This is a genomic window from Janthinobacterium sp. C22 (assembly GCF_057919405.1).
Genome location: NZ_CP193659.1, coordinates 3,847,361 through 3,861,243, shown reverse-complemented (window position 1 = coordinate 3,861,243; position 13,883 = coordinate 3,847,361). Strand labels below are relative to the sequence as shown.

Annotated in this window: 14 protein-coding genes and 1 pseudogene; 7 read left to right on the top strand and 8 right to left on the bottom strand. The window is 62.9% G+C overall.

Annotated elements, in window-relative coordinates:
- Window positions 1-80 precede the first annotated feature (80 nt).
- Window positions 81-281 (bottom strand): annotated as a pseudogene (locus ACRHIG_RS18215) (transposase); the annotation flags it as partial.
- Window positions 282-467: 186 nt separating this feature from the next.
- Window positions 468-1,055, bottom strand: a complete 588-nt coding sequence (locus tag ACRHIG_RS18210; protein ID WP_489630827.1) for a TetR/AcrR family transcriptional regulator — start codon at window positions 1,053-1,055, stop codon at window positions 468-470.
- A gap of 194 nt (window positions 1,056-1,249) precedes the next feature.
- Here ACRHIG_RS18210 and ACRHIG_RS18205 point away from each other — a divergent pair, with 194 nt between their 5' ends.
- From ACRHIG_RS18205 to ACRHIG_RS18195, 3 genes are all read left to right on the top strand, one after another.
- Window positions 1,250-2,143, top strand: coding sequence for an NAD(P)/FAD-dependent oxidoreductase (locus ACRHIG_RS18205; protein WP_489627368.1), 894 nt, complete (start codon window positions 1,250-1,252; stop codon window positions 2,141-2,143).
- Window positions 2,144-2,164: 21 nt separating this feature from the next.
- Window positions 2,165-2,455, top strand: coding sequence for a hypothetical protein (locus ACRHIG_RS18200; protein WP_489627367.1), 291 nt, complete (start codon window positions 2,165-2,167; stop codon window positions 2,453-2,455).
- 307 nt (window positions 2,456-2,762) lie between these two features.
- Complete coding sequence (locus ACRHIG_RS18195) at window positions 2,763-3,626, top strand: class I SAM-dependent methyltransferase (protein ID WP_489627366.1); 864 nt, start codon at window positions 2,763-2,765, stop codon at window positions 3,624-3,626.
- Window positions 3,627-3,987: 361 nt separating this feature from the next.
- Here the strand turns inward: ACRHIG_RS18195 and ACRHIG_RS18190 are convergent, their stop codons facing one another.
- On the bottom strand, window positions 3,988-5,160 hold the full coding sequence (locus ACRHIG_RS18190; protein WP_489627365.1) for a citrate synthase family protein: 1,173 nt from the start codon (window positions 5,158-5,160) through the stop codon (window positions 3,988-3,990).
- Between the two features lie 100 nt (window positions 5,161-5,260).
- Between ACRHIG_RS18190 and ACRHIG_RS18185 the strand changes: the two genes are divergently transcribed.
- Together ACRHIG_RS18185 and ACRHIG_RS18180 are read left to right on the top strand one after the other, a co-directional pair.
- On the top strand, window positions 5,261-5,803 hold the full coding sequence (locus tag ACRHIG_RS18185; protein ID WP_475415071.1) for a GNAT family N-acetyltransferase: 543 nt from the start codon (window positions 5,261-5,263) through the stop codon (window positions 5,801-5,803).
- A gap of 22 nt (window positions 5,804-5,825) precedes the next feature.
- Window positions 5,826-6,890 (top strand): NAD(P)/FAD-dependent oxidoreductase, encoded by a 1,065-nt coding sequence (locus ACRHIG_RS18180; RefSeq protein ID WP_489627364.1) that lies wholly within the window; start codon window positions 5,826-5,828, stop codon window positions 6,888-6,890.
- A gap of 3 nt (window positions 6,891-6,893) precedes the next feature.
- On the opposite strand, the gene ACRHIG_RS18175 is transcribed toward ACRHIG_RS18180, so the two are convergent.
- The 3 genes from ACRHIG_RS18175 to ACRHIG_RS18165 all read right to left on the bottom strand — a co-directional run bounded on the left by ACRHIG_RS18175 (window position 6,894) and on the right by ACRHIG_RS18165 (window position 9,027).
- Complete coding sequence (locus tag ACRHIG_RS18175; RefSeq protein WP_475415073.1) at window positions 6,894-7,316, bottom strand: hypothetical protein; 423 nt, start codon at window positions 7,314-7,316, stop codon at window positions 6,894-6,896.
- A gap of 70 nt (window positions 7,317-7,386) precedes the next feature.
- A complete protein-coding gene (locus ACRHIG_RS18170; RefSeq protein ID WP_489627363.1) occupies window positions 7,387-7,608 on the bottom strand; it encodes a DUF6434 domain-containing protein in 222 nt (73 codons plus the stop codon).
- A 558-nt stretch (window positions 7,609-8,166) separates the two neighbouring features.
- Window positions 8,167-9,027, bottom strand: a complete 861-nt coding sequence (locus tag ACRHIG_RS18165) for a LysR family transcriptional regulator (RefSeq protein ID WP_489627362.1) — start codon at window positions 9,025-9,027, stop codon at window positions 8,167-8,169.
- Window positions 9,028-9,145: 118 nt separating this feature from the next.
- Between ACRHIG_RS18165 and ACRHIG_RS18160 the strand changes: the two genes are divergently transcribed.
- On the top strand, window positions 9,146-9,730 hold the full coding sequence (locus tag ACRHIG_RS18160) for a GNAT family N-acetyltransferase (RefSeq protein ID WP_489627361.1): 585 nt from the start codon (window positions 9,146-9,148) through the stop codon (window positions 9,728-9,730).
- Between the two features lie 118 nt (window positions 9,731-9,848).
- Window positions 9,849-11,327 (top strand): MFS transporter, encoded by a 1,479-nt coding sequence (locus tag ACRHIG_RS18155; RefSeq protein WP_489630826.1) that lies wholly within the window; start codon window positions 9,849-9,851, stop codon window positions 11,325-11,327.
- Between the two features lie 4 nt (window positions 11,328-11,331).
- Here ACRHIG_RS18155 and ACRHIG_RS18150 read toward each other — a convergent pair whose 3' ends face one another.
- Together ACRHIG_RS18150 and ACRHIG_RS18145 are read right to left on the bottom strand one after the other, a co-directional pair.
- Complete coding sequence (locus tag ACRHIG_RS18150) at window positions 11,332-12,384, bottom strand: alpha/beta hydrolase (RefSeq protein ID WP_489627360.1); 1,053 nt, start codon at window positions 12,382-12,384, stop codon at window positions 11,332-11,334.
- 28 nt (window positions 12,385-12,412) lie between these two features.
- Window positions 12,413-13,855 (bottom strand): alpha/beta fold hydrolase, encoded by a 1,443-nt coding sequence (locus ACRHIG_RS18145; RefSeq protein ID WP_489627359.1) that lies wholly within the window; start codon window positions 13,853-13,855, stop codon window positions 12,413-12,415.
- Window positions 13,856-13,883: the final 28 nt, after the last annotated feature.

Below are 13,883 nucleotides of genomic sequence, written 5' to 3'. Positions count from 1 at the left end.
GCAGCTCGCGTTTCAAACCGTCCGTGCTCGCATTCGACGCCGATTCCGGCTCGAATTAACTGCAAATGACGGTATCATTAGCCAATGATCAGCATACGGGCCATTAGCTCGGGATCGACTGATGGTCGACCGGTATGGCTGTATGACTGAGCCAAGTTCTCGCGAAACTCGCTCAGGTCGAGGTACTGGTCCACCGCTCTCAGTAGATGGTCTTCGGGAACGTATTCGTTTAGACTAATCAATACGAACAGCTCCCGTTTGGTCTCCTGACGTCCCATCATCGCAGCCTGCGTCTTTTCTTTGCTTAGACAGCGGCAAATCATGAAGGTCGCGTGCTCAACTGGAGTTTTTCAACGCAATAGGCCAAGAGCCGACACTGGCATCACAAGGTTTTCCCACCCTGCCGTTATTCCTCAGTTTGAGTCGGTAGATTTGCCCAGGCCAAGCTGCCCGAAGCAATCAAATGCTTATCTGCCCGCGTGGTCGTTGCCACCGTGCGCGGCGATGAACATGGCGACGGCCGAGCGGCAATAGGATTCGATTTCGTTGTCGTCCTCCGCTATCGCATCATTGAAGCGTGCGATGATCAGCAGATCGGAGCCCTTCAAAAGCGCGGCAAACAAGCGGGCGGACAGGAGAGGGTCGGGCACGTTCAGAACCGCCCTCGCGTGCAACCGACGCAACAGGGCCTCGATTTGGGCGATGACATGGGCGGGGCCGGCTTCGTATTGGAGCTTGCTTAACGACTTTTGATTTGTCTTGTCGATCAAGATCATGGCTTCGACACGACGGACGTCCGGACTCAAGAACGTGCGAAGCAGGGATGACCCCACCGCCATGAGCTGATCCGCGGCCGAACCGTCGACGCCTTCAAACAGGGCCTGTGGCGCAAACTGATGGCAGCGGGCCGCGATGGCAGCGCTAAACAGCGCCTCCTTGTTCTCGAAGTGCCGATAGATGCTTAGCTTGGATATCTTCGCCCGCTGGGCGACCTTGTCCATTGTCGTCGCTTGAAAACCCAATTCCACAAAAAGTTCGCACGCGGCGTCGGCGATCGTTTGACCAAGCGCCTCGTTGGCGGGCCGGCCGCGCCGGCCCTGATTTTTTCAGTCATAAAAATTCCAGTACTTGACAGTATCCAATTCTTTAATTAGGATACCATGAAGTATCCGAAAGGTGCAAACCCAATGGGCAGGTTATCGCGCGCCAGGCGCAGCCCACCCTTCATCCACACACGGAGCCCATCACCATGAATGACGTCATCATCATCGGCGGCAGCTTTGCCGGCCTCGCCGCCGCCCTGCAGCTCGGCCGTGCCCGCCGCAAAGTCACGGTCCTCGACACTTGCCGGCCGCGCAACCGCTTTGCCGGCCATTCACATGGCCTGCTCGGCCACGATCACAAGCCGCCGCTGGACATCCTGGTCGAGGCGCGGCAGCAGCTGGCGCGCTATCCGACTATCAGGCTGGTCACTGCCCGGGCCGACAGCATCTCCGGCGCAATCGACGATTTCTGCGTCGTCACTGACGATAACGAAAGTCTAAGGGCACGCCGCCTGATCCTGAGCTATGGCGTCGTCGACCAGATGCCTGATGTCCCGGGCTTCGCCGAAGGCTGGGGCACGTCCATTGTGCCTTGCCCCTATTGCGACGGCTTTGAAGTCGCCGGCCAGCACTGGGGCCTCGTCTGGTCCGGTCCGCAGTCGCACAATTATGTCAGGCTGTACCGCGATTGGACAGAGACGCTGACGGTCTTCGCCGATGGTCACGACATTCCACCCGATATCCGGGCCGATCTGGCGCGCCGCAACATACCTGTCGTCGATGGCCAGATCACGGAAATCGCCCGACACGGAGGCCATAATGCCACTGTCAAGCTCGCTAGCGCCCCCAATGTCGCGGTCGACATCCTGTTCGCGCATCCGCGCAACAAGCCGTCTGCAAGACTGCATGAATCACTGGGCCTCGCCACGCTCGATACGCCCCTGGGCATCGCCCTCAAGGTCGACGAGCGCCGCGAAACCAGCATACCCGGCATCTACGCCGCCGGCGATCTTGCAAACCCAGCCATGGCCTCGGTCACCACGGCCATATCGCAGGGCGCGACGGCGGGTATCTCCGTACAGCAATCGCTGCTGGTCTGAAAGCACAGATTTGAGATGAGCATGGCCATCGAACCCGGCAGCACGGGTGTGCGCTTCCCTCCGCCTTTCATCTATCCGGGAGCGCTGCTGTCGGGGTTGGCGGCGGAGCGGTTCGAACGCGCCGTCGCGCTCGCAATCCCTTACCCACTCACGGTCATGAGCCAGCTGACGATCCCCGCCCAGCTACGCCGGAGCTGGTACATGGGGCTGCTTCAACTGTCTGGAAGCGGCTGGGTGGCCACCGCCCGCGATCCCGCTCTCCAGGCGGAGCTACAAGAGCGCCTGCGGACGAGCATGCCCGCGCCTCTATAGTACTGCCGGGCGATGCTGCGACCCGGCATGCTTGGGGCGACGCGCCGCATGTCTCAGCCGATCGCGGTGCCCCTGTTGCAGCTTCACGGCACCAACGACGGCCACATCCTCCCCGAGTAGGTCGACGACCGACATCGGGTTCGCCGCCCGGCACGCAATGGCGCTCGTCCCCGACGTCGGCCACTTCCAACACCTCGAGACCCCCGAGGCGATTGCGGAACGGAGCGCGGCGCGGGGCCGACTCGTGTCATCCCCCTGCCTCGATAAAAGGGGACGAGTTAAGAACGAATCAGAACAAGGAGATAGCATGACAGAGAAAAATACCTATCAGGTCGGCGACTGGAATGATCAAAGCGGGGAGCGCTGGGTCGCAAACCAGGCCCGGCTTGATGCCATGGTGGCGGTGTTCGGCCAAGCCGCGATCGAAGCCGCCGCGCCCGCGACGGGCGAGCGCGTGCTGGACGTCGGCTGCGGCGCGGGCGCGTCGAGTCTGGCTCTGGCCGCCCGCGTCGGCGCGGAGGGCCACGTGCTGGGCGTGGACATATCCGAAGCGTTGATCGGCTGCGCGCGCACGCTTGCGCCACAGGATACGCCGGCCCTGTTCCAGGTAGCCGATGCCAGCAGCGCCGAGTTGCCCGAAGGCGCGTTCGACATCCTGTTTTCGCGTTTCGGGGTGATGTTCTTCGACGATCCGACAAGGGCGTTCGCCCACTTGCGACGCGCGCTCCGGCCGGGTGGGCGGGTCGCTTTCGTTTGCTGGCGCGGCGTTGCCGAGAACGATTGGATGCGCCTGCCGATCGGCGCGATCAAGAGCATCGTCCCGCTGACCGCGCTGCCCGATCCTGAAGGGCCCGGCCCATTTTCGTTCGGCGACCAGGGGCGGGTGGCGTGCATCCTGACGGCAGCCGGTTTCACCGATATCGCTATCGCGCCCTTCGATACTGCCGTCCCGTTCGGCGAGGGCGGGACGCGGGACGCTGCAATCGACGACGCGGTGAAGATGGCGCTCGAGGTCGGCCCGCTGTCGCGTGCGCTCGCTGATCAGCCAGACGACATCCGCGCCCGCGCCTCGGCCGCGGTTCGTGCCGTCTTCGCGGGCCTCCCTGGCGAGCGGTCGGTGATGATCGACGGTGCGGCGTGGATCGTGATGGCGCGCAATCCGATAAGCTGACAGGGATTTAAAGGAGGGTTTACCCCAGTCCCACTTAATGCAATTCAATAACTGCTCTGGGTTGCGGATTCAATCGGTCAACGCAAGCATTTCATTTGCAGTTAGCGTGAGCTTGCTGCCGTCGAATGCGAGCTGGCGCCGTCGATTGCAAGCATGTTTGCAGATAGCGTGAGCACGACCCTACGTTCATTTGCAGTTAATTCGAGCCGAAAACGGCGTCGAATGCAAGCATGGCCCTTTTCAAACGCGAGCCGCTACAGATAGGCAAACCAGCGTTACGTATAGTGAAAAATTACCAAACCGATAGTGTCATATATGCTGACCTGAGTGGCAATTCACAACGCATTCTGAACTTTGATTTCTAATCGCGATGATGGCGCCCCACATAGCGGGCTCTCGGCCGTATCAGGGCCGCGCTGGCCGCTTGCTCGGCGGCATGCGCGATCCATCCGGCGGAGCGGGCTAGCGCAAACACGCTCATGCCGGCGCCCTCGGGCCAGCCGAACGCCAGCTCCATGGCGGCCAGCGCCAGGTCGGCGTTCGGCCTGGCATCGAGCAGCTCGCCTGCCGTGGCGCAAACGGCCAGGATGGCGGCCAGTTCCGGTTTCTCGTGCGCCATTCTCGACAGGATTTCCAGCAGATACGCGGCGCGCGGGTCGCCGCCTGGATACAACGGGTGGCCAAAACCGGCGAATTCCGGCGCGACGGTCTTGTAATAGGCGCCGATGGCGGCCCTGGCATCCGGTGCGCCCAGCGCCTGCGTCAACATGCACCTGGCCGCCGCGCTGCCGCCGCCGTGCTTGTCGCCAGACAAGGCCGCCAGCCCGCCCATCAGCGCGGCGGGCAGGCTGGCACCCGCCGAGGCGACGCAGCGCACGGCAAAGGTCGACGCGTTCAATTCATGGTCGGCCAGCAGCACGAGGGTGGCGCGCAGCAACTCAGTTTGCTCCGCATCGGCTTGCCACGCTTGCGCCAGCTGCAAGTGCAGCGGCAGTGCGGACGGCGCCGTCCGGAGCAGGGCGGCGGCCAGCAGGCGCATCAAGGCGGGGCCGGATTGCGGCGAGTGCGCCATGTCCGCCGTCGTCAGCATGGCCATGGCGAGCATGGCGCGCGCCAGCGGCGGCGCTTCAGGTGCGCAGGTCAACCCTTGCGGCAGGGCCGGCGCGTCCTGCTGAAAATGGTCGCTCGCGTTATCGTCCCACAGCAGGCTAGCAGTCGCTTCCAGCGTCGCGGACTCGGCCAGCGCCGTCGCATCGCAGCCCCGGTACAGCAGTCGCCCATCGAGAATATGGGAAATCCGCGTCTCCAGCACGGGCAAGCCCCAGTGCATGGCGGCAACGGCTGTCTGACCACCGCGCTTGGCGTCGTTCTTGCGGGCCGCCAGGCGCAGCACGTCTTCCTGCGGATAGCGCTTGCGGCGCGCTGCGCCATTGCTGACGGAGGCCAGCAAGCCCCGGCTCACATAGGAATACAGGGTGGGCAGGCTGACGTTCAAGAGGCGCGCGGCCTCGGCAGCGGACAGATCGTTGTTCATGGCGGCCATTGTAGCGGCTGTCACTTTATATTGATTGATGGAATCAAGATTGACGGGTCGGGCGGCGCATCACTAGACTCATGCCTTTCCAGGAGTCTCCATGAGTACACACACCATTCGCACCCTGCGCCCCGACGATGCCGCGCCCTTGCTTGCTTTCGAGCAAGCCAACCGGGCCTGGTTCGAGCGCCATATCGACCGGCGCCCCGACGATTTTTACAGCGTCGACGGCATTGCCGCGCACGTCGCGCAATTCCTGGACGAACATGCACAGGGACGCTTGCACCCCTGCATCATCTTGGACGAACATGGACAATTGATCGGGCGCGCCAACCTCAAGGATATCGACGGGCAGACGCAAACGGCCGAAGTCGGCTACCGCATCGGCGAGCAGCAAGCGGGCAAGGGCCTGGCCACGGCCGCGCTGCGCCATTTGATTGATCTGGCGCAAAACGAATGGCAGCTGGCCAGCCTGTGCGCCTACGCCATCGACGGCAATGCGGCGTCGATCCGCGTGCTGGAACGCTGCGGTTTCGTGCAGGGAATGGCCGTGCCCGATATTGCCCTGGTGGAAGGCAATGTTGTCGATGGCCATGCCTATGCGCTGGAGTTGCGGGCGGCTGGGGTAGACTCTATCCTGTGATAAATAAACAAAGTTGGCAGAGATGAATCAGGAAAGCCCCAAACGTCCAGCACGCATCATCGTCATCGGCGCCGGCATCGTCGGCGCGTCGCTCGCATACCACCTGGCCAGCAAGGGAGCACAAGTCACCGTGCTCGAGGCGGGCGGCATCGCGTCCGGCGTGACGGGCACCTCGTTTGCCTGGATTAACACGTCCTGCGCGGGGCCGGACCCCATTGCGGCCCTGCGCGGCGACGCCATCGCCGCTTGGCGCCAGCTGGAAACGCAGGTGCCGGGCTTGACGGTACGCTGGCACGGCGCCTTGTCGTATGGCACGCAAGATGGGCGCGTGTCGCCCGCATCCATCTTGATAGACCGCTCGCGCATCGCCCGGCTTGAACCGCAACTGCGGCGGCCGCCGCAACAGGCCGTCCACGAACCGGAACAGGGCGCCCTCGATGCCGTTGCCGCGACATACGCCTTGCTGGCAGCGGCCGAGGCGCTCGGCGCGACGGTCCGCACGCACACGCCCGTGCTGGGCTTTGCAACCGAGGACGCGAAGGTGACGGGCGTGGAAACGGCTGCGGACCTTATCGAGGCTGATATGGTCGTGCTGGCGGCAGGCACGGGCACGGCCAGCCTGACGGAAAAGCTGGGCGCCAGCCTGCCGATCCACGCCTCGCCCGCTATCTTCCTGCGCTACCAGGCGCCGCCGGGCCTCGTGCGCGGCATCATTTCCAGCCATGCAATGGAAGTGCGGCAAGCCGAGGACGGGACCATGCTGGCAGCGGAAGATTACGTGGACGACGCGCCGGAAAACCAGCCGGCCGCCATCGCGCTACGCACGGCCAGCGCGATCCGGGAAGAACTGGAGGGGGCGGAGGCCATCGCGCCGGAATTCGCCTGCGTCGGCCTGCGCCCCATGCCCGCAGACGGCGTGCCCGTCATCGGCTCTCTGCCAAATATCAACGGAGTGTACGTATGCGCCATGCATCCGGGCGTGGTGCTGGCAGCCATCGTGGGCCAGCTGGCCAGCGGGGAAATTGTCACTGGCGAGCCAGCGCCGGCCCTGGACGCTTGCCGGCCCGCGCGTTTCCTGGCGTGCTGACTGTTAAGGCACAGCTACCGCGAAAACGGGCAGGACGAACGGCGCCGGCTCCTGCGCGTCGCAGTCCTCCGACGGCGCCTGCATATAATGCTCATTGCGCCAGTCCCCGTTCACCACGCGCTCGGCGATCAGCGCCAGATCCTGCGTTTCGCGCAGCGTGCAGCGAAACGGCAGCCGCCCATGCGAGCGCGACACCAGGCTGAAGCGCAGCTGGCGGCATTGCGCGTCGTGCCAGCAGTAAAACAGCATGTCTTCTCCATGGAGCGCGCTGCGGCGCGCCGCGATCACCTCACCGATGAAGGCAACGATATCGGCCGCATGGATCTGCGGCGTTTCCTCGTCCGTGGGCGAAAAGCTCCACATATTGGTCCTGGCTTCGTGATTGATGTCGTCGGGATCAATCTCGACGGCATCGTCTTTTGCCATGGTGAGCCAGTTGCTTACGACGGTTGAGTGAATCATGTAAAGCCTTCAGTGCTTATCAATATTTGTTTATTTACGCATCACCGGCTTGATTATGTCGGCGCATCCATTCATCCGCGACATCGCCCATGTTTTTGACGGCGCCATCGCATATCCAGGCCATGAAATCACGGCCCAGCTTGAATTCGGGGCCACACTGGTGAACTAGGAAGCGTCTGACGTTTTGCGTGTTCCGGTAGTTGTCATCAACGAGTGTGTGCCGGGTAATGACGCCGCCGTGCCAATTGAAGTCCATGCTGTGCTCCTTCTCGCTGTAACAGTAATGCCGACGTGCAGTGCAAGCTTGATGCCGACAGAGAGGTGAGATGAGATAGCATTGTATGCCGGCATCATCCCATTCAGCAATTTTTAGGACTAATCTTATATATGACAGAAATTATTTGTTTTAGGATAAAAGCAAGCCACATGCCCGCGTATCGATGACTCATCGTATCAAACACTCTTGAATATATATGAAACATTTTGATAAGAGTATAATTATTTCAGTAATTTTTTCTCGACATCTATTGCTCTGCTATTTTTCCTATTGAGTGAATGTGCAATGATTTCTTACTGGTTGCTTGATTTTTCAATGCGCAATCCTTTCATTTTCAACGGAGTAATTATATTTTCAATCTTCTTGGCCTTTGTTTTTTTATATATTTACAAATCAAGAAAGAGAAAGGTTGAACAGGTAGAGCAATAGCCGCACTATCAAACAAATAAATTCATCTGCTTCTGGTATTCCTCGGAAATGGGGGACGCCCGCAAGCTATCGAGCAGACAGCTCGCGGCCTGTCACGGATGCCGCATTTCACCCCCTAGGCCCATCCGCCAACAACTCCGCCAGCCTGGTCGTCAGCCACAAACTCGTCTCGCTCAGCTTCTTGCCATGGATCGACAAGCGCCGTACCGGCAGGCGTGACAAAGCCAGCGCAGGGCAGGGCACTTCCTGCAGATACCCCTTGTAGTTGTCGTAATTGGCGATGTTCAGCGGCAGGATCGCCCAGCCCAGCTCGTCCGCGACCATTTCCGCGATGCTGTAGAAACTGTCGGAAAACCAGACGGCGGGGCTGAAGGCGTGTTCGCGGTTCAGCTCGGAATCCATGATCAGCTGGCGGTAGCGGGTCAGCTCGTTGCGGCTTACTTCCTGGCCGTGCGCCATGGGATGGCCTTTTGCCACGAACACGCCTTGCGCCACGCTGCCGATGTGCTGCTGTTCCAGCACGGGCGATATTGGGCCGCGGTCGAAGTGGAAGGCCACGTCGGCTTGTTGCTGCTCCACGTATTGCGCCACCTCGGACGCCGTGGCGTTGAGCATCACCAGTTCCAGCGCCGGGTAGCGCGCCGCCAGTTCCTTGACCAAGGTGCCGATAGCCAGGTAGGGCAGGGCTTCGTCCAGCGCCAGGGTCAGCTGGGCTTCGGGCGCCTCGCTCAGCAGCTGGGCGCGCAGCTGCAAACGCTCGGCCTGGCGCAGCAGTTCGCACGCTTCCAGGTGCATCACCTTGCCCGCTTCCGTCAGCACGGCGCTGCGGCGCGAACGGTCGAACAGTTCCACGCCGAATTCCGCTTCCAGCAGCCCGATCGAGGTGCTGACCACAGATTGCGCGCGGCCCAGCCGGCGCGCCGCGCCCGAGAAAGAACCGGCCGCGACGGCCGCTTCAAAGTAACGCATTTGTTCCAAAGTCCATTGCACGGCATCCACCTATCTGTTTTACAGATGGATTTTAACTTGAATGCCATTCAGGGGCGACATAAAATGCTTTTACTAATTCAATAACACGAGATCCGCCATGAAAAACGCCCAAGCCCATACCCCCGCCATCAGCTTCAGCTGGTGTCACGACGCCACCGCCGAAGATGCGCTGTGCAAGCTCTATCTTGACAACGTCAGCGCCGACTATATCTCCCATTCGGAGCTGCAGGGCGAACGGGCCGATGCGCCCGGCAACTGGCGCGCGGACTTGCCTGAGGTCATACGCGGCGAAATCCGCGCCGCCCTGTCGCACGACTGGGCGCATGGCGATTCGACCCTGCTGGCCGTCGCCACCGCCGGCGAGGCCATCGTCGGCATGGCCTTGGTGTCCATCGACACGCGCCAGCGCGCTTCGAAATCGTTCGCCGCGCTGGACGACCTGGTCTTGCTGCCTTCCATGCGCGGCAGCGGCATCGGCAGCCAACTGGTGGAGTGGGTAGCAAGCGAGTTGCGCAGCCACGGCATCGCCCGTTTGTTCCTCGAATGCGGCGCGCACAACCTGACGGCGCAGACATTCTTCCAGGGACGCGGCTTCAAGCAAGTGTCCGTCGTCATGCTGCGCGAACTCGACGCAACTGCAGCGAGTGCCGCCGTGGATGACAAGGACGGCGACCGTGGCTGACGCCCGCCGCCCCCGACAAGGCCAGGCCCGTGGCAGCCTGGAACGTAAATATTTGCGCAGCACCAGATTCATCCAAACCGACAGTTGTTAAATAATACATGAGTTGTTTATGCATCCAATGAAAAAATGGCTGACGCTGGCCATCGTCTCCAGCGCCCTGTTCCTGATCGTGGTCGACATGACCGTGCTCTACACCGCCTTGCCCGCGCTGACGCGCGACTTGCAGGCCACTTCCTCGCAAAAACTGTGGATCATCAACGTCTACGCGCTGGTCGTCTCCGGACTGTTGCCCGGCCTCGGCACCCTCGGTGACCGCTTGAGCCACAAACCCGTTTTCCTTGCCGGCCTGGCCGTGTTCGGCATCGCCTCGCTGTGCGCCGCGTTTTCGCCCGCCGCCGAATGGCTGATCTTTGCCCGCGTGCTGCTGGCCATCGGCGCCGCCTTGATGATGCCGGCCACCTTGTCCATCATCCGCCTGACCTTTACGGACAACCGCGAGCGCTCCTTCGCCATCGGCGTGTGGGCGGCGATCGCCTCGGGCGGCGCCGCGTTCGGCCCCGTGCTCGGTGGTTTCCTGATGGAACATTACTGGTGGGGTTCCGTCTTCCTGATCAACGTGCCCATCGTGCTGCTGACCTTGGTACTGGCAACCGTCGTCCTGCCGAAACGGGCCGGTAACCGCGACAAGCCATGGGACTTGAAGGGCTCGCTGCAAATCATGATGGGCCTGCTTGGTGGCGTGTATGCGATCAAGGAATTGGGCAAGTCGCAGCCCTCGTATGCGCTGGCCGCCGCCTCGTTTGCCGTGGGCGCCTTCTTCATGCTGAAGTTCGTGCGCCGCCAGAAGCGGCAAGCCAAGCCGCTGATCGACTTCGCCCTGTTCCGTGAACTGCCGTTTTCCAGCGCCGTGGCCGCCGCCATGGTGGCGTCCGCCGCCCTGATCGGCATGGAACTGGCGCTGAGCCAGCACATGCAGCTGGTGCGGGAGTTGTCGCCGCTGGAAGCGGGCTTGCTGCTGTTGCCGCTGCCGCTGGCGTCCGTGTTTGCGGGACCGCTGACGGGTTTCATGCTGCCGCGCGCCGACAAGGCCAAGGTCTTGTGGGGTTCGCTGTTGCTGTCCGGTATAGGCATGGCGTCGTATCTGCTGCTGCATGACGCCGCCGTCTCGGCCCAGGTGGCCAGCCTGGTGATCCTGGGCCTGGGTCTGGGCGCCGTCATGACGGCCGCCTCGAGCGCCGTGATGCTCAACGTGGCTCCCCAGCAAGCCGGCATGGCCGCCTCGATCGAGGAAGTGTCGTACGAGCTGGGTGCCGTGATCGGCGTGACGGTGCTGGGCACCATCATGTCAGCCGTCTACAGCGCCACCCTGGTGATCCCGGAAAGCGCGGGCGTGTTGCCGAACGTGCATGACACCTTGGATGCGGCGCTGCTGGCCGCCGAGCAATTGCCGGCCGAACTGGGCCTGCAAGTGTCGGAACTGGCCCGTTCGGCCTTCGACAAGGCATTTATTGTCGTGCTGGCAACGGCTTCCGGCATCCTGATGGCGGCCGCCGCCACCATCCGCCACCTGCATCTGCGGGCGCGCCGCGCGATCTGATTATTCAGCGCTTCAGCAGCGGCGCCACCTGCTCGCGCAAGACCGTCCATTGGGCGTCGTGCACGGCCTCATTGGGGTCGTGTCCGGCCCGTTTCACTACCGTAAAACCCTTGGCCGGCGCCGTGATGCTGTCGAAATACGTGCGCGCGATGGCGGGCGAGGTCAGCAGGTCCGCTTCGCCCATCACGAAAAACACGGGCAAGTCGAAGCGCGTACCCAGCGCGGGCAGGTCGACCTTGGCAAACATGCCGTCGCCGCGCAGGCCGATGAACTGGAGGTACGAGTAATCATCGGCCGCCTCGGCATCGGCCAGCGCTTGCGGCGTGGCGTAGAACGGCGCCGGCTGCCACCAGTGCTTGGGCGGCGCATCCGTTGCCAGTGCCTCATATTTGCGGTCGAAGCGGCGCAGGATGCCGAAGTTGCGCGGATCGGTCCATGGCGGCGGACCGAGCGCCGCCAGCTTGTCCAGCGTGGGCGCATCGTTCGCCGCTTGCGCCAGCGCAAGCACTTGCCGGTACATGCCGGCCTCGTTGTCGCGCGCATTGACCACTTGCGCCGTGCCGATGTACGCGTGGAACAGGTCGGGGCGCGCCTTGGCCATGTGCACGCCCAGGATCGAACCCCAGGAACTGCCCATCAGGATGACCTTGTCCTTGCCCAGGTGCTGCTGCAGATAGGCCGCCACGGCAATGCCGTCGTCGCGCATCTGTTCCACCGTCAAGGGCACGTCTTCCGTCGGGCGCTGTTTCGCATACGTCATGCCCGCGCCGCGCTGGTCCCATTGCACCAGGGTGTATTGGCGCTCCCAGCCCGCATAGATGGCCTCCGCGTAGGGACTCAGCGCGTTGCCGGGGCCGCCATGGATGAAGAGGATCACGGGATTGCCGCAGGCGGCGCCCGTGACCGTGATCCATTGTTCGATGCCATTGATGGGCACATAGCCCTGTTCGCGCACGGCTTGCGCGGGCGAGGCGCAGATGGACGGCGCGGCGGGCGCCGCCGCTTGTGCCACGCCGAAACAGGTTAACAGCAGCAATGCCAGGCCTGTGATGCGCATATCATCCTCTTCTATATGGTAGGGGGAACTACAGCGTGCAATCGCGCGCCGGTTTGCCGGCAATAAAACGGGTAGTGGCTTGCTCAAAACAGGCGGGCGCCGTCCACAGGATGAAATGCGGGGCATTCTGCACGGTGGCCAGCGCCACCGTGCCCGCCTTGCTTTGCGTCAAAGCCTGCACTTGCGCCTGTGCGCCAGCGTACGGCGTCTTCGGGTCCAGGGTTCCCTGCAGCACGAGGGTGGGCGGCATTTTCGCCGGCAGGGTGCCGAAATAGGCGTCGCGCGGGTAGGTGGGCAAGCCGCCGCCCAGCAAGATGCGGGGCAGGGGACTGGTCAACAGCAAGTCCGCCTCTTCACGGTCGAGGTCGGCGGCCGTCCAGTCGGGACGCAAGGAGGGCTGCAGATTGTTTTCCGAATTGCTGATGATGCTGACCAGCGGAATCGACAGCGGCGACTGGGGATAGCTGCCCAGGCTGGCTGCCGCTTCCGTCAACGTGGCGCGCACGGCGGCCAGTTCGCCATCCTTGCCCTGGTCCAGGTCGTGCAGCAGATACGGGATGCGGGCGCGGGCGGCCGGCACGTCGAGCATGCCGCCCAGGAAGTTTTTCAGGTTCTTGCCGGGAATCTTCGTCAGCAGGGCGGGCTCGGCTTGCGCCTTCTCCAGCACGCGGCGGTACAAGGCTTCGGCAGGCTCGCCCAATGCCGCATGGCAAGCCGCATCCGCATCGCAGCGGGCCAGCACCTGCATGCCGACCTGGTTGACCACGTGCGAACGCTGGCTCAAGTCCCAGCGCGCATCCGTTTGCGGCGGTACCAGCGAATCAAAAATGACGCCCTGGACGGGCAGCGGCCCCAGCTGCAAGGTGCGCAAGACCAGCTGCGTGCCGTACGACACACTGTATACATACACGGGCGGCTGCTTGCGCTTGCTCCGCTCGCCCTCGATCAAGGCTTTCAAGTCGCGCGCGGCCGTCGTGATGGAAAACTGCGCCGCGTATTCGGGCATCAGATTGATGCCCTTGAAGCAGCTGGCCCATTCGGCGCCGGCCAGGGCGCGGCCGCCGGGGCTTTGTTCCGATTCCTCCACCTTGCACAGGCGCGACGAGTGGCCCGTGCCGCGGTGGTCGGGGATGAGGAATTCGAAACCGGGAAAGCTGCGGCGCAGGGTGGGCAGCAGACTGTAGAACGAAGCGCCCGATTCGCCGGGGCCGCCCGCCACCAGCCACACGGTGGCCTTGGCGGGCTTGCCGGCAGGCACATCGGCGGCGATCTTGCGCACGAAGACGTGCATGGCGTCCGCGTCGCCGACGGCGCGGCCCTGGGCATCGTAGCTGCCGGGCACGTTCAAGCCCGAGCACAGGCTGCCGGACACGGCCGTATCGGAGCAAGGCGTGAAGAACATCGGTTCGGCATGCAGGGAGGCGCCAGCCAGCAGGGTGGCCAGCAGGGGCAAATGGGGCAGTAAGGTCATCGGCTACTTTGGCGGCGGTGGGAACAGC